This is a genomic window from Ensifer sp. Root558, assembly GCF_001427045.1.
Lineage (GTDB): Bacteria > Pseudomonadota > Alphaproteobacteria > Rhizobiales > Rhizobiaceae > Ensifer > Ensifer adhaerens.
This window is the reverse complement of record NZ_LMGC01000004.1, coordinates 90,178-110,527: the sequence shown is the minus strand read 5'-3', so window position 1 is coordinate 110,527 and position 20,350 is coordinate 90,178. Positions and strand designations below refer to the sequence as shown.

At 63.9% G+C, this 20,350-nt stretch carries 19 protein-coding genes; 9 read left to right on the top strand and 10 right to left on the bottom strand.

Annotated elements, in window-relative coordinates:
• Positions 1-112 precede the first annotated feature (112 nt).
• Positions 113-517 carry a DMT family transporter gene (locus ASD63_RS35415; protein WP_162253339.1) on the top strand — a complete coding sequence of 135 codons (405 nt, stop codon included), beginning with the start codon at positions 113-115 and terminating at the stop codon, positions 515-517.
• 18 nt (positions 518-535) lie between these two features.
• Here ASD63_RS35415 and ASD63_RS08250 read toward each other — a convergent pair whose 3' ends face one another.
• Positions 536-1,687, bottom strand: a complete 1,152-nt coding sequence (locus ASD63_RS08250) for an efflux RND transporter periplasmic adaptor subunit (RefSeq protein WP_034789769.1) — start codon at positions 1,685-1,687, stop codon at positions 536-538.
• Between the two features lie 15 nt (positions 1,688-1,702).
• Positions 1,703-4,846 carry a multidrug efflux RND transporter permease subunit gene (locus ASD63_RS08245; protein WP_060528977.1) on the bottom strand — a complete coding sequence of 1,048 codons (3,144 nt, stop codon included), beginning with the start codon at positions 4,844-4,846 and terminating at the stop codon, positions 1,703-1,705.
• A 457-nt stretch (positions 4,847-5,303) separates the two neighbouring features.
• Here ASD63_RS08245 and ASD63_RS08240 point away from each other — a divergent pair, with 457 nt between their 5' ends.
• A complete protein-coding gene (locus ASD63_RS08240; RefSeq protein WP_060528976.1) occupies positions 5,304-5,906 on the top strand; it encodes a TetR/AcrR family transcriptional regulator in 603 nt (200 codons plus the stop codon).
• 10 nt (positions 5,907-5,916) lie between these two features.
• Here the strand turns inward: ASD63_RS08240 and ASD63_RS08235 are convergent, their stop codons facing one another.
• The 4 genes from ASD63_RS08235 to ASD63_RS08220 form a co-directional block, all read right to left on the bottom strand.
• Positions 5,917-7,239 (bottom strand): MFS transporter, encoded by a 1,323-nt coding sequence (locus ASD63_RS08235; protein ID WP_060528975.1) that lies wholly within the window; start codon positions 7,237-7,239, stop codon positions 5,917-5,919.
• A gap of 48 nt (positions 7,240-7,287) precedes the next feature.
• Positions 7,288-7,563, bottom strand: coding sequence for a metal-sensing transcriptional repressor (locus tag ASD63_RS08230; protein WP_089042985.1), 276 nt, complete (start codon positions 7,561-7,563; stop codon positions 7,288-7,290).
• Positions 7,564-7,769: 206 nt separating this feature from the next.
• Positions 7,770-8,228: an SRPBCC family protein gene (locus tag ASD63_RS08225; RefSeq protein ID WP_034789739.1), complete on the bottom strand. Its 459-nt coding sequence runs from the start codon at positions 8,226-8,228 to the stop codon at positions 7,770-7,772.
• An 81-nt stretch (positions 8,229-8,309) separates the two neighbouring features.
• Positions 8,310-9,671 carry a dicarboxylate/amino acid:cation symporter gene (locus ASD63_RS08220; protein ID WP_060528974.1) on the bottom strand — a complete coding sequence of 454 codons (1,362 nt, stop codon included), beginning with the start codon at positions 9,669-9,671 and terminating at the stop codon, positions 8,310-8,312.
• Between the two features lie 398 nt (positions 9,672-10,069).
• Here ASD63_RS08220 and ASD63_RS08215 point away from each other — a divergent pair, with 398 nt between their 5' ends.
• From ASD63_RS08215 to ASD63_RS08195, 5 genes are all read left to right on the top strand, one after another.
• Positions 10,070-11,422 carry an LLM class flavin-dependent oxidoreductase gene (locus ASD63_RS08215; protein WP_060528973.1) on the top strand — a complete coding sequence of 451 codons (1,353 nt, stop codon included), beginning with the start codon at positions 10,070-10,072 and terminating at the stop codon, positions 11,420-11,422.
• A 9-nt stretch (positions 11,423-11,431) separates the two neighbouring features.
• A complete protein-coding gene (locus ASD63_RS08210) occupies positions 11,432-12,316 on the top strand; it encodes an ABC transporter permease (protein ID WP_060528972.1) in 885 nt (294 codons plus the stop codon).
• Between the two features lie 35 nt (positions 12,317-12,351).
• On the top strand, positions 12,352-13,335 hold the full coding sequence (locus ASD63_RS08205) for an ABC transporter substrate-binding protein (protein WP_060528971.1): 984 nt from the start codon (positions 12,352-12,354) through the stop codon (positions 13,333-13,335).
• A gap of 9 nt (positions 13,336-13,344) precedes the next feature.
• The gene (locus ASD63_RS08200) at positions 13,345-14,115 is read left to right on the top strand and encodes an ABC transporter ATP-binding protein (protein WP_034789724.1); all 771 of its coding nucleotides are present in this window, start codon (positions 13,345-13,347) and stop codon (positions 14,113-14,115) included.
• A 113-nt stretch (positions 14,116-14,228) separates the two neighbouring features.
• The gene (locus ASD63_RS08195) at positions 14,229-14,615 is read left to right on the top strand and encodes a hypothetical protein (protein ID WP_060528970.1); all 387 of its coding nucleotides are present in this window, start codon (positions 14,229-14,231) and stop codon (positions 14,613-14,615) included.
• Between the two features lie 112 nt (positions 14,616-14,727).
• On the opposite strand, the gene ASD63_RS08190 is transcribed toward ASD63_RS08195, so the two are convergent.
• The 4 genes from ASD63_RS08190 to ASD63_RS08175 form a co-directional block, all read right to left on the bottom strand.
• A complete protein-coding gene (locus tag ASD63_RS08190) occupies positions 14,728-15,750 on the bottom strand; it encodes an LLM class flavin-dependent oxidoreductase (RefSeq protein ID WP_060528969.1) in 1,023 nt (340 codons plus the stop codon).
• Between the two features lie 133 nt (positions 15,751-15,883).
• Positions 15,884-16,198: a cupredoxin family copper-binding protein gene (locus ASD63_RS08185; protein WP_060528968.1), complete on the bottom strand. Its 315-nt coding sequence runs from the start codon at positions 16,196-16,198 to the stop codon at positions 15,884-15,886.
• 8 nt (positions 16,199-16,206) lie between these two features.
• Positions 16,207-16,728: a DUF4142 domain-containing protein gene (locus tag ASD63_RS08180; protein ID WP_060528967.1), complete on the bottom strand. Its 522-nt coding sequence runs from the start codon at positions 16,726-16,728 to the stop codon at positions 16,207-16,209.
• Positions 16,729-16,817: 89 nt separating this feature from the next.
• Entirely contained in the window at positions 16,818-17,519 is a 702-nt protein-coding gene (locus tag ASD63_RS08175; RefSeq protein WP_082572809.1) for an RNA polymerase sigma factor, read from the bottom strand.
• Positions 17,520-17,831: 312 nt separating this feature from the next.
• On the opposite strand from ASD63_RS08175, the gene ASD63_RS08170 reads away from it, so the two are divergent.
• Together ASD63_RS08170 and ASD63_RS08165 are read left to right on the top strand one after the other, a co-directional pair.
• A complete protein-coding gene (locus ASD63_RS08170) occupies positions 17,832-18,242 on the top strand; it encodes a hypothetical protein (RefSeq protein ID WP_034789708.1) in 411 nt (136 codons plus the stop codon).
• Positions 18,243-18,567: 325 nt separating this feature from the next.
• Positions 18,568-20,271 (top strand): amidohydrolase, encoded by a 1,704-nt coding sequence (locus ASD63_RS08165; RefSeq protein WP_082572817.1) that lies wholly within the window; start codon positions 18,568-18,570, stop codon positions 20,269-20,271.
• The last annotated feature ends 79 nt before the right edge of the window (positions 20,272-20,350 follow it).

Sequence of the window (20,350 nt, the reverse complement as noted above, 5' to 3'; positions counted from 1 at the left end):
GGACAAGGCCTCCGGCACGCGCCTTGCTGGCGTTGCCACGGTCATTGCCGGCCTTTTTCTGTTCGTGCTCCAATCGGGCGTCGCCGACGCCGGGACATTGCGGGGTGATCTGTTGTTCGCCGTTTCGGGGTTGATGTTTGCCACCTTTGCGGTGCTGGTGCGGCTATGGTCCGTCGACGCCGTGACGGCGACGATCGCAGTAGTGTTCTTCTCCTGTCTGCCGTTGCCCTCGCTGCACATTCTGGCGCCCAGCGGGCTCGCTGCCGCCTCTTTCACCGAAATTGCCACGCAATTCGTCATCCAAGGCTTTCTCGCCGGAGCGCTCGCGAGCGTTCTCTACACCTATGTCATCCGTCAATTGGGTCCGCAGCCTGCGTCGCTGTTCATGCCGTGCGTCCCGGTGACGACGACCGCGGCGGGGGTCGTCGTTCTCGGTGAAGTTCCGACGCTGCTTCAGGTCGTTGCCATTGCCGTCATCACGTTCGGCATGGTCTTCCCGATCCTGAAAAGGGCGTAGGCCGGGCCGGCGACCGGCCTATTTCTGCGCCTGCTCGGCCGGCATCGGTTTGACCGGTGCGCCCGGGAAAATTTTCTGCAGGTTTCCCGCGATCACCTGGTCGCCTTCCGCAACGCCTGAGGTCAGGCCGATGAGATCACCGCTCGTCGGGCCAAGAGTGACCAGCCTTTGTTCGACCGTTTCACCCTTGCCGACGACATAGATGTATTTGCCGAGCTGGCTCGAGCCGAGCGCCGTTTCCGGCACCATCAGCACGTTCGGCTCGTCGCGGATCTTCAGCCGGACGCGGACATATTGGCCGGGCAGCAGGGAAAGATCAGTATTGTCGATCGTCACGCGCGCCACCACCGTTCCGGTATTTCCCTCGACCGTGTTGTTGATGAAGGTGAGGTCGCCGCGATAGCGCGGTTCCTTGTCGCCAGGCAAAAGCACTTCCGCCTGCACTTTCCCCTTCGCCCGGGCCTTCTGGATGTCGGCGAGTTCTGTTTCGCTCGGGTTGAAGGAAACATAGATCGGCGAAAGCTGCACGAGGTTGTTGAGCGGTGTCCCGGCGGTGTTGCTGACAAGCGTTCCCTCCGGCGCCTGGTCGCGGCCGAGCCGGCCGGCAAAGGGCGCGTGGATTTCGGTGTAGTCGAAATTGATCTCGGCGGTGCGCACCGCCGCCCGCGACATCTCCAGTGCCGCTTCGGCCTGGTGCACAGCACTCTGGCGCTGATCGAAGCTGTCCTTGTCGAGGTAACCCGTCGTGGCCAGTTCATTGCCGCGGTTGAGATTGGAGCGGAGATAGGCGAGCGACGCCTGATCGCGCTCGACCTGGGCCTTTGCCTGATCGAGCGCTGCCCGATAATCGCGCGGGTCGATCCGATAGAGCAGATCACCTTCCTTCACATCCGAACCGTCGGGCACCGCCTGCGACTCGATATAGCCCGTGATCTTGGCGCGGAGCGTCACGTTGCGGATCGCTTCGGTGCGGGCCGAATAGTCGAGATAGATCGGAATGGTTTTCTTGACGACCGAGGCGACCGGCACGGGCATGGCCTGTTGCGGCGGCCCCACCGCCGCGCCGGCGTCGCCGCCCTTCAGCTCGAAGCCGCCGTTCTTGTAGTGATAGGCCGCAGCAAGGGCGGCGACCACGACCGCTGCGGCAAGGACCAGTCTCGAACCACGCATGTCAGGCTCCAATTCCTATTCCGCCGCCTCCGGCTCGTGACGCTGGCCGATCGGCTGCGAGGACGTGCCCTCGCGCCATTTTTCGATGACCGCGTAGAAGACCGGGACGAAAATGAGTGTGAGGATCGTCGCCGCCAGCATGCCGCCGAAGACGGTGGTGCCGATTGACTGGCGGCTGGCAGCACCTGCGCCCCTGGCATACATCAGCGGCAGCACGCCGAGGATGAAGGCAAAGGCCGTCATCAGGATTGGCCGCAGCCGGAGCCGCGCCGCTTCCGCGGCGGCTGCGACGACGTCGAGCCCTTCCTCGCGTCGGCGTCTTGCGAACTCGACGATCAGGATGGCGTTCTTGGCGGCAAGTCCGACCAGCATCACGAAACCGATCTGCGAATAGACGTCGATCTGCATACCGCGCAGCCACAGCGCCGAGAGCGCGCCCAAAAGCGCGAGCGGCACTGAAAGCAGCACCATGAAAGGCATCGACCAGCTTTCATACTGGGCGGCCAGGATCAGGAAGCAGAAGACGAGGGCGAGCGCAAAGACGAGCGCGGCGATCGAGCCTGCGCGGATCTCCTGATAGGTAATGCCGGTCCACTCGAATGTGTAGTCCCTGGGCAGCGTCGTTTTTGCCACCCGCTCCATCGCCGCCACCGCCTGGCTCGAGCTGAAGCCGGGTGCTGCCGCACCGTTGATCAGCGCCGAGGGGTAATTGTTGTAGTGGGTGATGGTCTCCGGGCCGACTGTCGGCTTGAAGGTTCCTAGCGTATTGAGCGGCACCATTTCCCCCTCAGTGTTGCGCACGTAGAGACGAGAGAGATCGGTGGCCGAGGCGCGTGCGCCCTGATCGGCCTGCAGCGTCACGCGGAAGGTGCGGCCGAAGATGTTGAAGTCGTTGACATAGAGCGAGCCGAAATAGATCTGCAGCGTGCTAAAGATATCCGGCAGGCTCAGGCCCAGCAGCTTCGCCTTGTCGCGGTCGAGATCATAGTCGAACTGTGGGCTCGAGGTGCTGAAGGTGGTGAACAGCTGGTAGGGATTGATTTCCGGCTGCTTGCGCGCCTCGGCGATCAGCGCCTGCGTCGCGTCGTTCAGCGCCTCGGCGCTCCGGCCGGCAAGGTCCTCCACCTGGAACTCGAAGCCACCGGTAGCACCCAGCCCCTGGATCGACGGCGGGTCGAAGGCGAGCACCAGCGCGTCCGGGATCTGCAGCAGTTGCGGCACGACGGCCTCACGCAGCGCCGAGGCGCCTTGTTCGGGCGGCCGCTCGTCCCATGGCTTCAATACGGCGAATTGCACCGCCGAGTTTGACTGGGCGGCGAAGGACAGGAAGTTGAAGCCGACGACCGAACCGACGAAATCGACGCCGGCGGTGCCGCGCAGGATCTCTTCGGATCGCCGCGCGACCGCCTCGGTGCGTTCGAGCGAGGCACCATCGGGCAACTGGATGACGACGAAGAAATAGCCCTGGTCCTCGACCGGCAGGAAGGTCGAGGGGATGCGCTGCCATAGCGCATAGGTCGAGGCGATCGCGGCGAGGAAGACGGCAAACAGCGCCCAGCGCCAGCGCACGAGCCCGGCGACGCTGCGCGCATAACCGTGCGACAGGGCGTGAAAACCGCTGTTGAACCAGCGGAAGAGGGCAAAACGCGGCTCGCCGCGATAGCGCAGGAACGCGGCGCTCAGCGCCGGACTGAGGGTCAGCGAGTTGAAGGCGGAAAAAGCGACGGAGATTGCGACCGTCAGCGCAAACTGGTTGTAGAGGCTGCCGGCGACGCCCGGAATGAAGGCGACGGGGATGAAGACGGCCAGCAGCACCGCGGTCGTCGCGATGATCGGGCCGGTCACCTCCTGCATCGCCTTTTTGGTGGCCTCGAGCGGCGGCAGCCCGGCCTCCAGCTGGCGTTCGACGTTCTCGACGACGACGATCGCGTCGTCGACCACAAGCCCGATGGCAAGCACCATGCCGAGCAGGCTCAGCATGTTGAGCGAGAAGCCGAAGAGATACATGACGACCAGCGTCGCGATCAACGAAACCGGAATGGCGATCGTAGGGATGATCGTCGTGCGCAGGTTTTGCAGGAAGATGAAGACGACGAAGACGACGAGGGCGAGCGCCTCGAGCAGCGTGAACACGACATCCTTCATCGCCGCCGAGACGAAACGCGTGGTGTCGTAGAACATGTGGTAGGCGATGCCCGCGGGGAAGCGCTGCGACAGCTCGTCCATCTTCGCCTGCACGCGGGCCTGCAGGTCGAGCGCGTTGGAGCCCGGTGCCTGGAAGACGGCAAGCACGACGCTTTCCTTGCCGTTGAAGGTGACCGACGAGGAATAGAGCAGCGCGCCGAGCTCGATGCGCGCCACATCGCGCAGCCGCGTCGTTGCCCCCGTCGTCTGGTCGGCGCGCAGCACGATGTCGCCGAACTGGGACGGGTCGCTCAAGCGTCCGAGCGCGTTGATCTGCATCTCGAAGGGCGTGCCGGCCGGTGCCGGCGATTGCCCGATCTTGCCGCCGGCGACCTGGATGTTCTGCTCGGCAATGACGTTCTGGACGTCGACGGCGGTAATGCCGAGATTGGCCATGCGATCCGGATCGAGCCAGACGCGCATCGAATAGCGGCGCTCGCCGAAAAGCTGGACGTCGCCAACGCCCGGCAGGCGTTTGAGTGGATCGAGGATCTGCAGGTAGGCGTAGTTGCTGACCGCGGCGAAATCGACCGAATTGTCAGGCGAATCCAGGCTGACGAGCACGGTGAAGTTCGGGATCTGCTTGGCGATGGTCACGCCGGTCTGGTTGACGAGGGCCGGAAGCGAGGAGGCGGCCTGCGAGACGCGGTTCTGCACGTCGAGCGCGGCGACGTCGATCGGATAGCCGACCTCGAAGGAAATGATGATGCGCGACGAGCCGTCGTTCGAGCTGGTCGAGGTCATGTAGAGCATGCCGGGCACGCCGTTGATCTGCTGTTCGAGCGGCGTCGTCACCGTGTCGGCGACCACCTGGGCGCTGGCGCCCGGATAGTTGGCGGCAACGACGATCTGCGGCGGCGTGACGTCGGGAAACTGCGAAATCGGCAGCAGGAAATAGCAGATGCCGCCGGCGAGCGTCATGATGATGGCGATCGCCGATGCGAAGATCGGCCGGTGGATGAAGAAGTCAATCATGGGGCCGATCCTTTGGGAGCGCCACCATCGCAGCAGGCGGCGTGGCGGAAACTCGGCACCGGCACGCCCGCCGCGCGGACCTTGCGGTCAGCGACGGTCTCCCCAGCCTTCAGCCCATCCAGCATGCGCATCATAAGGCTCCAGCACGAGATCATGAAGGGCCGATCCGGTCCTAATCACGACGACCAAATCACGAGCGTTATCGAATCTAAAAAGTCTCTGCGGTGTGCGCTCTGGCTAAAAGACGCCTGGCGACCGCGCTCACCGACACTGCGCATGAAATTTTTCTGCTGTTACCGCCGCCGTTTCCGGAAGAGCTCTTTGCCGCAAGCGGATGCTCCTTGATTTGCCACGGTGGCGAAAATGTTACTGGTCGGTAACATCGTCGCATGTTATCGACCAATGACAGGGCGTCAAGGGGCAAGATTTTCCGCGCCGTTCACGCCGGACCACTGCGATGACAACGGATTTCTGCAAACCATCCCGTCGTTCGCCGCGCGATCGCATCGTCGAGGCGGCGCGTGATCTCTTTCGCCGCCGCGGCATTCGCGGAACCGGCGTCGATGCGATTGCCGATGCTGCCGAGAGCAACAAGATGACGCTCTACCGCCACTTCAGTTCGAAGGACGAGCTGATCGTCGAATGCCTGCGCCATGCGGGAATGGAGATGGATGGCTTCTGGCGCGAACTGGAAGACCAGCACCCGGGCGACGGTCTCGGTCAGCTCAGGGCCTGGGTCCGGCGGATCGCCGAGCACCTCGGCGAGGACAAGTGCCAATGCGAAATGATGAGCGCCGCCGTGCAGCTGACCGATGAGGATCACCCCGGCCGCGAGGTGATCCGCCTCTTCAAGGATGCGCAGCGCGACCGGGTCGTCGAGCTGTGCCGCCGGGCCGGCATCGCCGACGCAGAGCTGCTCGGCGACACGCTGCTGCTGCTGATCGATGGCGCGCGCGCCGCGCAGCAGAGCAGCGGCGCCGAAGGGCCAAGTGCTCGTTTCGCCGAGATCGCCGATGCGGCGATCCTGTCTTTTACCGGCAACAGCACCGCTTCCAAGTAGCGGCCGTTGCCTACCGCTGGGCTGGCCAGTCCGGGTGATGGCTGTCGATCACGAACACATGGGTGTGGCGGTGGCCGCTGCCGACGCGCGTCGCACCGGCAAGATGGGGGTGATCGCCCGCCAGCGCATGATGGGTGTGTTCGATTTCGTCCGGGTCGGGCGCGGGCCAGAGCCGGGCGGCCGCGGCGACGGCGCCGATGGCGATGAGGCCAAGCGCGATGAAGGTCGTGCCGAGCCCGGCGGTAGCGCCGAGCCAGCCGGCCAGCGGATAGGTGATCAGCCAGCAGGCATGCGAAAGGGCGAACTGCGCTGCAAAGAGCGCCGGCCGGTCTTCGGGCTGGGCGGAGCGGCGCAGCAACCGGCCGGACGGCGTCTGGGTCAGCGAGTAGCCGAGCCCGATGGCGAGCCACAGCGGCAGCAGAGAAGCGAAATTTGGAACGAGGGGCCCGATGAACAGGCCGGCGACGAGGATCGTCGCCCCGGAAAACATTGCGAAACGGTCGGGCGTCCTGTCGAGCAGGCGCGGCAGCATCAGCGCGGCAATCATCGAGCCGCAGCCAAAGGCGGCAAGCGCGATCGCCGTGTCGGTCTGGGTAAGGTCGAAGCCGGCCTGAACCAGCACCACCGTGTTGACGATGACCATCGAACCCGCCGCCGAGACCGCGAGATTGAGCGCGAGCAGGCCGCGCAGCCGTGGCGTCGAGAGATAAATGCGCAGACCCCGTGTCGTGCGGTCGTAGATACCGCGCCGTTCCGCAGCCTTCGGGCTTGGCAGCGCGACGGACACGACGAAGGCGGCCGAGGCGAGGAAGCCGATCACCGTGCCGGCAAACAGGTCGTGGAAACTGACGACGGTAAGCAGTGCCGCGGCGAGCATCGGGCTTGCGACGCTTTCGAGATCATAGGCAAGCCGCGAGAGCGACAGGGCGCGCGTGTATTCCTTTTCATCCGGCAGCACGTCGGGAATGGTCGCCTGGAAGGTGGGGGTAAAGGCGGCCGAGGCCGACTGCAGCACGAAGATCAGGACATAGACCTGCCAGATCTCGGTCACGAACGGCAGGAACAGCGCCACGGCGGCGCGCACCAGATCGAGGCTGACGAGCATGGCACGGCGTGGAAGCCGTTCGGCGAAGGCGGCGGCGATCGGCGCTACGCCGACATAGGCGATCATCTTGATCGCGAGCGCCGTCCCGAGCACCGCGCCCGCTTCGGCGCCGGCCAGATCATAGGCGAGAAGGCCAAGCGCGACGGTTGCGAGGCCGGTTCCGATCAGCGCGATCACCTGCGCCAGGAACAGGTGGCGATAGGTGCGGTTTGCGAGGATCTGCAGCATGATGATTGGGCCTCGCTCGGTGGCGGTTTGTGGCAGCGGATTTGCTGCTCAGAGGTATTTCGTGATCGCCTTGAACTCGTCGATGGAGTGGCGCTGCTCGTGCGGAAGCGCCCCGATCGTGTCTTCAAGGCAATGGTCCAAGTGATCCTGGATCAGGGTTCGCTTCGCCTGGCTGATCGCCTTCTCCACTGCGTGGAGCTGCTGGGCGATGTCGAGGCAGGAGCGGCCGCCTTCGATCATGGTGATGACGCTCTTCAGGTGCCCCTCCGCGCGTTTCAGCCGCTTGACGATCTCGGGATGGGTGTCGTGTCTGTGCTCGCTCATGTCGATATCCTATCCCCCTGGATAGGATATTTCAAGGGAGTGATTTTCGATGGTTGCTGCGGTGTCCGAAGGCGGGCGTTGTCGCGCCATGTATCTGGTCTATCCGGATCCAGATGCGACGGGACCGGGCGCCCAGCGCCTGGGCGAAATCATCAGGCACGAGGCACGCGCCTGGCGCAATAGTCATCCGTCTGCCCGCCGTTGCTTTAGGCCAGCCTCTTCGAGAGTCCGCGGCGGCCGCGCTCCATCACCACCCCGTGGTTCCAGCGAAAGACGGGTCTGAGGATAAAGGAAAGACGGACCATCCAGGGCTTCGTCACTGTCACGATCCAGTCATAGCGAACGCGGCAAGCGCTGCCTTCGCCTTGCAGGGTCCAGCGGCCGATGCCGTCGAGTTCGCCCAAGGCCCGGCCTTCGATGAAGAGAGGCGGCTCGACTTTGGTGGTCTCCATGTCGAAGACCAGTTCGTAGGGGAGTGCCGTCGACCAGCGCATGCGCCTGACGGCGCCGACACCATGTTCGTCCCCCTCGTTCAGCAGCGTAACCTGCTTCACCGATGGCCACCACTCGGGCCAGCGTTCCGGCGTGCTGAGTTCACGCCACACGTCTTCAAGCTGGGAGGCGATCGTCCATTCGGTGACGAGATGAAAGTTGGTCGACGACATCGCCGATCCCTCAACAGGCGGAACGCCTGAAGTATAACACGGCATGCGGACCTTGCGGCCCGCATGCGTCGTTTCACGCCGTCAGGCAGCGCGTGCAGCGGCGCCAAGCGGTTCCAGGTCGTCGAGCACCTTGTCGCCGTTGTAGACGGTCTCGTCGAGAATGCCTTCGCGCTTGGCGACGATCGTCGGCACGAGCGCCTGACCGGCGACGTTAACCGCCGTGCGGCCCATGTCGAGGATCGGGTCGATGGCGAGCAGCAGGCCGACGCCTTCGAGCGGCAGGCCGAGCGTCGAAAGCGTCAGCGTCAGCATGACAGTCGCGCCGGTGAGGCCGGCGGTTGCGGCAGAGCCGAGCACCGAGACGAAGACGATCAGCACATATTCCTGGATGCCGAGCGGCAGGCCGAAGAACTGCGCGATGAAGATCGCCGAGATGGCCGGGTAGATCGCGGCGCAGCCGTCCATCTTGGTGGTGGCGCCGAGCGGCACGGCGAAGGCGGCATATTCGCGCGGCACGCCGAGGCTCTTTTCGGTCACTGTTTCGGTAACGGGCAGGGTGCCGACGGAGGAGCGTGAAACGAAGGCGAGCTGGATCGCCGGCCAGGCGCCGGCAAAGAAGCGCGAGGGCCTCAGGCCGTGGCCGACGAGCAGCGCCGGGTAGACGACGAAGAGCACGATCGCAAGGCCGATATAGACGGCAGCGGTGTACCAGCCGAGCTGCGCCAGCGTTTCCCAGCCGTACTGGGCAACGGCGCGACCGAGCAGGCCGATCGTGCCGATCGGCGTCAGCCGGATAACCCACCAGAGGACCTTGCGCACGATCGCGAGAAGCGACTGGTTGAAGGCGAGGAACGGCTTGGCAGCATCGCCCACCTTCAGCGCCGCGGCGCCGACGGCGATCGAAACGACGAGGATCTGCAGCACGTTGAAATTGAGCGAGGTGGTGGCAGCCGTGTCGGTGACCTTGGTGCTGGCTTCAAGGCCGAGCATGTTGGCGGGCACGAGGCCCTTCAGGAAATCGAGCCACGAGCCGGAATAGGAGGGGGCCTTGGCAGCTTCCTGCGAAACGGCCGAACCGATGCCCGGCTGAATGATCAGGCCGAGTGCGATGGCGATGACGACGGCGATGAGAGAGGTGATCGCGAACCAGAGCAGTGTCTGCCACACGAGCTTGGCGGCATTCTGCAGCGTCGCCAGGTTGGCGATCGAGGCGACGATGGCGGTAAAGACGAGCGGCGGCACGAGCGCACGCAGAAGCTGGACGAAGATCGAGCCGATCGTCTGCAGGGTGACCGTCAGCCAGTTGGCATTGCCGCTGGCATCGACGCCCATATTGCGGGCGATGAGGCCGAGCAGCAGGCCGATGACCATGGCCGCCAGGACTTGGAACCCGAAGGAAGCATAGATCGGCTTTGGTGAGGATTGGGTGGTTGCTTGGGACACGTCTTTCACTCTCATTGTGTGGCGGCGGCCACATTTTTAGGCAATGGCCGCCGCAAGTGCCCGAAAAATAGTCGAGTATTCTGGTCGAGATAAGAAACCCTTTGGCTCGAAAACTATTCCAAGTGGAATATTTTCCCGGATCAACCGCGCACTCTCGCTCCGGCCGGATTGCGCCTGAGGGCGGCGAAGCGGTCATCGATCTCTAAACCGGGCGAACTGACGAAAAACATTTCAATCCCGGCACGTCTCGGTGAAATCCTCTTTCTCTATAAAATTAGTATATAATGTAACCTGTCTGTCGTGGCCGGAGTTCGCCGCGTGTTGCGGAGCGCCTTGTGCGCTTCGCCCTCGGCAGGGTGATCTCCTCGAGTTTAAAGCGAGAACAGGAGAGGATTGAGATGACACGCAAGATCCGGCTTGGAGCCTTTCTTCCCGGCGGCGGGCAGCATATTGCCGCCTGGCGCCACCCCGACCAGCCAGCCGACGGGGCGACCAGTTTCGAGTTTCACAAGCAGCTGGCGCTGACCGCCGAACGTGGTCTGTTCGATGCCTACTTTCTTGCCGACGGGCTGGCGATCGGCTTCGGTGGGGCTCGAGAGGGCGGCAATGCCCGTGTTGCCGGCTTCGAACCGGTGACCCTGTTTTCGGCGCTGGCGCCACTCACCACCCATCTCGGTTTCATAGCCACCTCGTCGACGACCTATGAGGAACCCTATACGACAGCGCGCAAGTTCGCGTCGCTCGACCTCATTTCCGGCGGTCGCGCCGGATGGAACGTGGTGACGACCACGGGTGATCCGACCGCCCAGAATTTCAACCGCGACACGCAGCTTCCGCATGCAGAGCGTTACCGGCGCGCCGCCGAGCATGTCGATGTGGTCAAGAAGCTCTGGGACAGTTTCGAGGACGATACCTTCATCCGCGACAAGCAAACGGGCGTCTTTTTCGATCCGGCGAAGTTGCACGACACGGATCACCGCGGCGAGCATTTCAAGGTCCGCGGCCCGCTCAACATTTCGCGCTCGCCGCAGGGACATCCCGTCATCGTGCAGGCCGGCCAGTCCGATGATGGCAGGGGCCTTGCCGCCGCCACTGCGGAGGTAATCTTCACGGCGCACCAGCACATCGAAACGGCGCAGGAATTCTATCGCGATATCAAGGCCCGCGCCCGAGGCCTGGGGCGCAACCCGGACCACATCCTGGTCATGCCCGGTGTCTCGCCCTTCGTCGGCCGTACGGAAGCCGAGGCGCGGGAGAAGTACGAACGGCTGACCTCGCTCATCGTCGAGGAGGACGGCATCGGCCTGCTCAACGGCCTGACCGGCGGAACGCTCGATCTCCGTGGCTACGACCTCGACGGGCCGCTGCCGCCGGCGCCGCCGACCGAGGGCATGAAGAGCCGCCAGGCGCTGATCCGCCAGATCGCCGACGAGAACAACTTTACCATTCGCCAGCTCTACCAATGGATCGCGTCGGCGCGCGGCCACTACACGATTGTCGGTACGGCGGGGCAGATCGCCGATACCCTGCATGAATGGTTCGAGAACGAAGCCGCCGATGGCTTCAACATCCTGCCGCCATGGTTCCCGACGGCGCTCGACGACTTCGTCGAGCTGGTGATCCCGGAATTGCAGCGTCGCGGCCTGTTCCGCACCGCCTACGAGGGCAAGACGCTGCGCGAAAACCTCGGCCTGCCCGTTCCCGTCAACCGCTGGACTGCCGCCCGGTCGGCCGTTCAAGCAGCGGAGTGAGGTGTTGCCATGTCCTATGAAACCATCAACCCCTCGCTTGCGGCAGGCTTTGCAACGGCGCGCCGTGAGGCTCTGGCCAAGAGTTCCACTTCGCCCGCCGCGCATTCCCGGCCGAACTCCGTGCCGCGCTGGCGCCGCCTGCTCGGCGCAATCGTCGCCCGCTACGGCCTCGTGCTTGCGTTTCTGGCCTTCTGGCAGGTTGCAAGCACCGTGGGCTGGGTTAACGCGGCGGTGTTTCCGCCGCTCGACGTGATCCTGTCGGCCCTTTGGGACGGTATCGCCGGCGGCGCGCTGCTCGACGACATCGCCATCAGCCTGCAGCGGTCGGGCATTGCCTTTGCAGCCGCCGTCGCGGTGGGAATCCCGCTCGGGCTGTTCATGGGCCAGGTCCGGCTTGTCGAACAGGCACTCGACCCCGTCCTGCAGCTTTTCCGCCAGACCTCGGCCCTGGCGCTCTACCCGGTCTTCATTCTGCTGCTCGGTCTCGGCGAAACGTCGAAGGTCTTCGTGATCTTCTGGGCGACGCTCTTTCCGATCCTCCTGTCGACGATCGGTGGGGTCAAGGAGGTCGACAGGAAGCTGATCGAGATGGCTCGCACCTACGGCGCCGGCTCGCTCGCCGTCTTCCGCCGCGTGGTTCTGCCGGCCTCCGTGCCTGCGATCTTCGTCGGCCTCAGGCTCTCGGCCACGACCGCGTTGCTGCTTCTGATCGCTGCCGAAATGATCGGAGCGAACAAGGGCATCGGCTTCCAGGTGATGAACGCCCAATACAACTTCCAGATCCCGCTGATGTTTGCATCGATCCTGCTGCTTGCCCTGCTCGGTCTCGCCGCCAATGCGCTGCTCGTTCTCATCCAACGCAATCTCTGCCGCTGGTCTGCGCCGAACGCCTGACCGCCTTACCAGTTCCCCTTCGAAAGGATATCGAGATGACCTTCCACCCCCGCAATCTTCTTCTCTCGGCAGCCGTCACACTTGGCCTTGTTTCACCGGCGGCCGCTGCCGACGCGGTCACGCTTCGCTATCTCGCCAGCCAAGGCGGCCTGTCGGCACATGAACTCGCGCAGGAACTCGGCTATTTTGATGGCACCGGGATCACGATCGAGAGCGTCGGCTACGCCACCGGCGGCCCGGCATCACTGATCGCGCTGGCCTCCGGCGACGTCGAGATCGGCAGCGCGGCGACATCGGCCGTGCTGAACTCGATTATCAGCGGCAACGATTTCGTGGCCGCCTATCCCTCCAACGGCATCAATGACGAAGTGCAGTCGATCTTCTACGTGCTGGAAGACAGCCCGATCAAAAGCATCAAGGACATCGCCGGCAAGAGCATAGCGGTGAACACGCTCGGTGCGCACCTCGACTATACGATCCGCGAGGCCTTGCACTCTGTCGGCCTGCCGACAGATGCCGCCAACCAGGTCGTCGTGCCCGGTCCGCAACTGGAACAGGTCCTGCGCTCCGGCCAGGTGGATATCTCGGCCTTCGGCTATTGGCAGACGACCTTCGAGGGCGCGGCTCGTAAGAACGGTGGTCTGCGCGCGATCTTCGACGACACCGACGTGCTCGGCGAGATCGCCGGCGGCTTCGTCGTGCTCAGACGCGACTTCGTGAAGGAGCATCCGGAAGCGGCAAAGACCTTCGTGCTGCAGTCGGCCCGCGCGCTCGACTATGCCCGCGAACATCCGCAGGAAACGAAAGAGATCCTTGCCAAGGCCCTGAAGGCCCGCGGGGAAAATCCTGAGATCGCCCAGTACTTCCGCGGCTATGGGGTGCGGGCCGGTGGCCTGCCGGTCGAGCGTGACCTCCAATTCTGGATCGACGTGCTGGTGCGCGAAGGCAAGCTCAAGCAGGGCCAGCTGGCGCCAAAGGACGTGCTTTTGGCCGTCGACGGCGCAACGGCCAGCAACTGAGGACGTTCCATGAGCGTTACCCAGAACCCTCGCCGGGGAGAGGTGACGATCCGTCACCTCTCCAAGTCCTACCGCCTGAACGGCACGCCCTTGCCTGTGCTTCGGGATATCAACCTTAATATCCGCTCCGGCGAGACGCTCGCTATCGTCGGCGCCAGCGGTTCGGGCAAGACGACCCTGCTTCGGGTGCTGGCGGGTCTTGAGGATCCGGATGCCGGAGAGGTGCTGATCGACGGAAAGCTGACGAGAGGTGTCGGCACCGACCGTGCGGTGATCTTCCAGGAGCCGCGGCTCCTGCCCTGGCTGACGGTGCTCGACAATGTCGGCTTCGGGCTGGAGACGCGTGGTCTTTCCCGTGGGCAGGCACGAGACCGGGCGCGGCGCTACGTGCAACTGGTCGGGCTGCAACAGTTCGAAGACGCCTATCCGCGGCAATTGTCGGGCGGTATGGCGCAACGCGTCGGCATTGCTCGGGCGCTTGCGGTCCAGCCGGAAATCCTGCTGCTCGACGAGCCGCTGGGCGCGCTGGACGCCATGACCAAGATCAGCATGCAGCAGGAGTTGGCGCGGATCTGGCGCGACGAGGACGTGACGACCGTGCTCGTCACCCATGATCTCGAGGAGGCGATCTATCTCGCCGATCGTATCCTCATCCTGCCGCGCGAAAAGGGCGGCGAACCTCGGCTGATCGAGATCGACCTGCCGCGGCCGCGCGACCGCAGCGCCAGCGCCTTCGTGCGCCAGCGCGAGGAACTGCTCGGCATCTTCGGACTGCACTAAGGTCGCGTGCGGAACGGTTGCAGCGATTACGCGTTATTCTCTCTCGACGTTCGCATCCACCGGGGGCGATGCTGCCAGATGGTCGGATGCTCAGCCGAGACAGGAGCAACGCCATGAAGCTTTCGAACGGAATGTCATTCGCCGCAATCGTTTTTGCCCTTGGCACGGCAGCACCGGCGCTCGCCAACGGCTTCTACACCGGCATCGATCCGCACAATCCGCCGGGCACCCAGAACCGGGTGCTCTACGGGCAACCCTACTATGTCGAACCCGCGCCCGGCCTGGTCTATGTCGAGCCTGTAGAGCCGCAAGTCTATGTCGATCCGATGCCGACTGGCAGCATCTATGTCGATCCGTATGTCGATCCGGCGCCGGGTTATGTCTACCGCCCGCCGGCCCGCACGCTGGGTGATGCCCGCCAGCGCTACACGGGCGAGTATCAGAGCGGCGGACAGGGCGACTACTATCTGGGCGTCGCGCATCCGCCGCAGGTTCCCTGAAGAACCAGCTAAGCGAAGGGGCGCGGCCGTACCGCCGCGCTCCCTGATTCGGCCGGGTGCCTGAATTCAGATGCCTATTTCAGATGCCTGGAGTTTGAGGCGTCGCCTGTCGCTAGCGCCAACCAAGTGCCGGCGCGACATGCTTGAGGATCGCCTCGATCACATGGGCGTTGTACTCGACGCCAAGCTGGTTCGGGACCGTCAGGAGCAGCGTGTCGGCCTCGGCAATCGCCTCGTCCTTTGCCAGTTGCTCGACCAGCACGTCGGGTGGTGCGGCGTAGCTGCGCCCGAAAATCGCCCGCGTCTTGTCGTCGATGAAACCGATCTGGTCTTCCTGTTTGTTTCCGCCGCCGAAATACATGCGGTCGCGATCGTCCACCAACGCAAAGATGCTGCGGCTGACCGAGACGCGCGGCTCGCGCATGTGCCCCGCCGCCTTCCAGGCTTCCCGGTAGGCGAGGATCTGGTCGGCCTGCTGGACATGGAACGGCAGCCCGGTCTCGTCATCCTTCAACGTCGAGCTCTGCAAGTTCATGCCGAGCTTGGCGGCCCAGACGGCCGTGGCGTTCGAGCTTGCGCCCCACCAGATGCGTTCTCTGAGGCCCGCGGAATGCGGCTCGAGGCGCAGCAGGCCGGGAGGATTGGGGAACATCGGCCGCGGATTGGGTTCGGCGAAGCCTTCGCCGCGCAGGACGTCGAGCAGCACTTCCGCGTGCCTTCTTGCCATGTCGCTCTCAGTCTCGCCCTCGGACGGCTGGTAGCCGAAGTGGCGCCAGCCATCGATCACCTGTTCCGGCGAGCCGCGGCTGATGCCGAGCTGCAGCCGACCACCGGCGATGAGGTCGGCCGCACCCGCATCCTCGGCCATGTAGAGCGGGTTCTCGTAGCGCATGTCGATGACGGCGGTGCCGATCTCGATCCGGCTCGTCTTTGCACCGACCGCCGCCAGAAGCGGAAACGGCGAGGCGAGCTGGCGGGCGAAGTGATGAACGCGGAAATAGGCGCCGTCTGCGCCGAGTTCTTCGGCCGCAACGGCGAGATCGATCGATTGCAGCAGGGCGTCGCCCGCCGATCGCGTCTGCGACTGCGGCGAGGGCGTCCAGTGTCCGAAGGAAAGAAAACCGATCTTCTTCATGGCCGTGCCGCCTCCTCGATGGAACCAGCCGCTTCCATGGCATAATTCGGTTTCCGGATACAGCCGGTGTCCGGTGACTTCGCCGTGAACGGCGGCGCGTGGGGATGCGCTCGCACCGCCGTCCTCAAGTCTTTCATCGCACCTGCAGGCGCGCTTTCATATTCGGGTGAAAGCGGCAGGTATAGTCGAAGGTTCCGGCTTTGGTGACGGTGAGTGTCGCCATCTTTTTCGGTGGTATCACCACGTCGAAATCACCCTTGGCCGTTGCCGTGTGCGCCATGACGTCCTTGTTGTCCCACTCGATCACGTCGCCGACGGCGGCGCTGATTTCAGCGGGCGAAAACACGAGCTTTTCGATCGTCACCCGGATGGTCTCCGCCCACGCCGATGGCGCAGCCAGCATCAGAGCCAGGCCCGAAAGGGCGCCAAGGCTTCGCTTCGGGATCATCGCGCGGCCTACTTCATCATCCCGGCGACATGCTCGGCATGTTGCTGGTGCCCCTGGAACAGCTTGAGCCCGGTCTCCAGCAGGTCCTTGAGCTCGGCATTCTTCGCGGAGGGAATAAGCAGGGTTTCAAGCGCGCCATTGACCTGCTTGTGGTAGACCACCTCGTTGGCGACATAGGCCTTGTCGAAGTCGGCGCCGCTCAGCTTCGCCAGCTTTTCGCGCTCTTGCGTAGCCGCTTTCGTCAGCGCGCGGCTGGTGTCGTTGTCTTCGGGCGTCACCTTGAGCTTCTTGACGAGATCGAGGGCCTGCTTGTTCACGGCCTCGTGGTCGCGCAGCATGTCGTTGGCAAAGCCGATGACCTCCTTGTCCTTGGAGATTTTCAGGGCCTGCTTGGCGGCCTCGATATCGATGACGCCGGCGGTATAGGCGATATGGGCGATTTGCGGATCTGTGACCTTCGTGTCGACTGCATGGGTAGCGCCACTGATGAGACAGGCGACGACGAGGGCTGAAGTGAAACGGGCATACATCGGGAACTCCTTTTCCGGCCGCAAGTGGCACCGGTCTTGATGGATGACACCCCTTGGATGCGCGCCGCAGTCAAAGGTTCCCGAAAATGTCAGCCTGATAGCCCGAGCCGGTGCATGACCGCCTCCGTCAATCGCGCGCAGCGACGTCCGGCGAAGGGAAAGGCATTCATGAGCACCGGCCCGACCTGGCGGTCGATCTGCTGGCGCACGAGCTGACGAGCCCGGTAGAGGCGGCTCCTGACCGTCTTCGGGTTGATGCCGAGGAGGGCGGCGGTTTCTTCGACGCTCATCGCTTCGATGACGCGGGCGGTAAATACCAGGCGGAAGGCTTCCGGCAAAGCGTCGGCGGCCTCTTCCACCAGTCGCAGGATCTGACGCTGCGCGAGGCTGCGTTCCGGATCGTCGGCGTTCGCAGCATTGGGAAAGGGTACGATCTCGGCGCCGGCGTTGTCCGTCGGAAGCGGAACCTCCCGTCGCGTCGCCGACCGGCGCAGGCGTCCGAGCGCCTCGTTCAACACGACCCGATGCAGCCAGGTGGCGAGGCTGGCATCGCCACGAAAGGTTTCGAGGTGTTCGAAGGCGCGCAGATAGGCTTCCTGCACCACATCCTCGGCGATGCTGTCGTTGCGCACGACGGCGCGCGCGATGCGAAAAAGCCGCTGGTTGTGCCTTGTCATGATGATCCGGAAGGCTTCCGGATCCCTCGCAAGCGCACGCTCGACGAGAGTCTCGTCCGTCAAATGGTCCGCTTCCGCCGTGGCGGGTTTTGTCTGCACGGCATCCTTCATCATCCACCTCCAAACCACCGTTTGATGCGGATCGGGCAAAAACGTTCCCGAGAAAACATACGCCGCGTTAGCGGCAACCAAAATAGGGGCAGGGGCGTGCTTCCAGTCGCGAGGGTGTCTCTACGAAGCGGCATTTCGCGTGTTTTCGCCAGCGGAAGTTGGGTCTTGGGGCGCTGTTCGCGCAGCGGTATTGGCAAGCCCTCTTTTTTTCTCTGGCCAGGGAACTGGGGTTCCCTCTGGCGAGTTTGAGGATCGGCGACCCCGGTGTGCAGGGGCGCGTATCGCGGTCGCATCTTCGCACTAGGAGAGACGACGATGAAGCATCAAACAATAGAACAGTTGCAGGCGCTCGCCGAAATTCGTCCCGATCCCGTCATGACGAGAACGGAACGGCTTCAGCGTTGGGCCGAACTCTTGGAAAGCAATCCCGATCGCCGGCTTGGCACGCTTTCCGGTACTGAACGTGCGACTGCTGCAGTGCGTCAGGCCATGCAGGTCAACGGTTCGCCCATGACCGTCGCCTTCGAGGATACGCAATTGCGCCTCGCGGGGCTCGCAGACGACAGCTACGGCGAAGCAAAACGCTTTTTCGAAATATCGGATCATCAGCTGCACGACATCGTCTGCGACTGCAATTTCGGTAGTTCGGTGCGGGCTGCCTATGCCGCCCGTCGGGTTCGCGCGGCCATTGGTCTCTGGCCGCGTCTGAAGGCGCTCTTTAGCTGAGGGCTGAGCCCATCGGCCAGCCTCGGGGGAAGCCAGGGCGCCAGCCGGAAGCTTCCCTAACCTCCTGTTTCTTGTGAGCGGCGCGGCCTCGCTTTCGCGCCGGGTAAGGATATTGCGCCCGGCTGGGTGGCAAACCTGGTTTTGTTCAGCCCGAACCGATGCGCACCGCGTCGCAACGGACACAGTGTGGTCGTCGCGCGGCAAGGCGCAAACCTAGCCCGAGGGAGTATATCGCGATCCTCCCCACTTGCAGCATCATCCCCTCAACGCCGGTGCCGCGCGGCTCGCCGGGGGTGGAGGGATGCAGCCGCGGGAGGAGGATTTCATGACATTGGCAGCAGTAACCCGGGCTCTGGGTGCAACGTCCGCGCTGGCGATCCTGGTCGGCACGGCGCAGCCGGTTTGGGCCGCACCCGATCTGATCGTGCTCAACGGCGACGTGCGCACGGTGGACCAGGGCAAGCCGAAGGCACAGGCCTTCGCAATCGAGAACGGCAAGTTCACCGCAGTCGGCAGCAACGACGAGATCAAGGCACTGGCCGATGCCGAGACCAAGGTGATCGACGCCGGCGGCAAGACCGTGACCCCTGGCTTCATCGACGGGCATACGCACCTCACATCTGGTATGGACATGGTGACCGGTGTCGACCTCTCCTACATCCCGGACAAGAAGACCTGGCTCGAAAAGATCAAGGAAGCCGATCAGCGCCTGCCGACGGGCGTCTGGCTGATGGGCGGCGGCTGGGACTACACGCTCGGTGAGGGCAAGCTGCCGACAAAGGAAGACCTCGACGCCGTGGTGCCGGATCGCGTGGTGGTCCTGCGAGATATCGATTTCCATTCCGTCTGGGTCAATTCCAAGGCGCTCGAAGTGGGCGGCGTTACCGCGAAGTCGGAAGTCGAAGAGGGCGGGCAGGTGCTCTTGAACGACAAGGGCGAGCCGAGCGGCATCCTGCTCGAAAAGGCCGGCGACCTCGTCGAGAAGCATCGTCCGGTGGCGACCGACAGCGAGCGGCGGGCAGCGCTGCTTGAGACGATGAAGTTTGCCAACAGCCTGGGGATCACGGGCGTCAACGACATGTCGGATCTCGCCGCCGTGCACGACTATGCCGCGATCCTCTCGGAAAAGAAGATGCCGCTTCGCGTCTGGTACGGCTTCTTCGAAGGAGATCCGAAGAAGATTGCCGCAGCGGTCAAGGATCGCGACGAGGTCGACAAAGCGGCCGCCGGTTCCGGCGAGCAGAAGGTAAAGGGGCCGATGCTCAAGCTCGGCTACACCAAGTCGGTGATCGACGGGGTGCTCTCGACCCGCACCGCCTATATGCATGAGGACTATTCCGACCAGCACGGCTGGAAAGGCAAACCCTTCGAGACCAAGGAGCAGCTGGCGGCGGCAATCAAGGCCTCCAACGAAAACGGCTTCCCGACGGCGATGCATGCGATCGGCGATGGCGGCGTCAGCCTCGTTCTCGACGCTTTCGCCGAAGCCTCCGTGCCGCGGCCGCAGCCGAACCGTATCGAGCATATCGAGGTGGTCGAGACCAAGGACATCCAGCGCTTCAAGGATCTCGGTGTCGTCGCCTCGATGCAGCCGAACCATGCGACCGGCACGATCGGTAAGTACATCACCGAACGCATCGGTACCGATCGCGAGCCGCGGGCCTATGTCTGGCATTCGATGCTCGACGCCGGCGTACCGCTGGTGTTCGGTTCGGACTGGCCGACATCGCCGCTGAGCCCGCTGACTCAGATCAACGATGCCGTCTTCCGCGAGAGCCCCTTTGGCTTGGGTGATGGTCCCTGGCACCCCGAGCAAGCGGTCACCTTCGACCAGGCCCTGCATGGTCTCACCCAGGCGGGTGCCGACATGACGCCTTGGGGCGGTGAGATCGGCTCGATTAGCGTCGGAAAGTGGGCGGATTTCGTCGTGATCGACGGCACTCTGTCCGATCCACTCGACCGTTCGATCCGCGAGCGCAAGGTGGAGGCGACCTATCTCGCCGGAAACGAGGTCTATCGCCGGCCCTGATCGGGGGCGGCAGCGTCCGTCTCCTACCGGTCGCCGTGCGAGGACACGTCGATCGGCAGCCTTCCCACCGATCCAGATC

Bases quoted from the DNA above. Each gene is read 5' to 3' on its own strand.
- ASD63_RS08235 (WP_060528975.1), bottom strand. From the start codon at position 7,239: ATGCTGCAGATCCTCGCAAACCGCACCTATCGCCACCTGTTCCTGGCG.
- ASD63_RS08200 (WP_034789724.1), top strand. From the start codon at position 13,345: ATGAGCGTTACCCAGAACCCTCGCCGGGGAGAGGTGACGATCCGTCAC.
- ASD63_RS08210 (WP_060528972.1), top strand. From the start codon at position 11,432: ATGTCCTATGAAACCATCAACCCCTCGCTTGCGGCAGGCTTTGCAACG.
- ASD63_RS08195 (WP_060528970.1), top strand. From the start codon at position 14,229: ATGAAGCTTTCGAACGGAATGTCATTCGCCGCAATCGTTTTTGCCCTT.
- ASD63_RS08225 (WP_034789739.1), bottom strand. From the start codon at position 8,228: ATGTCGTCGACCAACTTTCATCTCGTCACCGAATGGACGATCGCCTCC.
- ASD63_RS08215 (WP_060528973.1), top strand. From the start codon at position 10,070: ATGACACGCAAGATCCGGCTTGGAGCCTTTCTTCCCGGCGGCGGGCAG.
- ASD63_RS08165 (WP_082572817.1), top strand. From the start codon at position 18,568: ATGACATTGGCAGCAGTAACCCGGGCTCTGGGTGCAACGTCCGCGCTG.
- ASD63_RS08205 (WP_060528971.1), top strand. From the start codon at position 12,352: ATGACCTTCCACCCCCGCAATCTTCTTCTCTCGGCAGCCGTCACACTT.
- ASD63_RS08190 (WP_060528969.1), bottom strand. From the start codon at position 15,750: ATGAAGAAGATCGGTTTTCTTTCCTTCGGACACTGGACGCCCTCGCCG.
- ASD63_RS08250 (WP_034789769.1), bottom strand. From the start codon at position 1,687: ATGCGTGGTTCGAGACTGGTCCTTGCCGCAGCGGTCGTGGTCGCCGCC.
- ASD63_RS08170 (WP_034789708.1), top strand. From the start codon at position 17,832: ATGAAGCATCAAACAATAGAACAGTTGCAGGCGCTCGCCGAAATTCGT.
- ASD63_RS08180 (WP_060528967.1), bottom strand. From the start codon at position 16,728: ATGTATGCCCGTTTCACTTCAGCCCTCGTCGTCGCCTGTCTCATCAGT.
- ASD63_RS08230 (WP_089042985.1), bottom strand. From the start codon at position 7,563: ATGAGCGAGCACAGACACGACACCCATCCCGAGATCGTCAAGCGGCTG.
- ASD63_RS08185 (WP_060528968.1), bottom strand. From the start codon at position 16,198: ATGATCCCGAAGCGAAGCCTTGGCGCCCTTTCGGGCCTGGCTCTGATG.
- ASD63_RS08245 (WP_060528977.1), bottom strand. From the start codon at position 4,846: ATGATTGACTTCTTCATCCACCGGCCGATCTTCGCATCGGCGATCGCC.
- ASD63_RS08240 (WP_060528976.1), top strand. From the start codon at position 5,304: ATGACAACGGATTTCTGCAAACCATCCCGTCGTTCGCCGCGCGATCGC.
- ASD63_RS08175 (WP_082572809.1), bottom strand. From the start codon at position 17,519: ATGATGAAGGATGCCGTGCAGACAAAACCCGCCACGGCGGAAGCGGAC.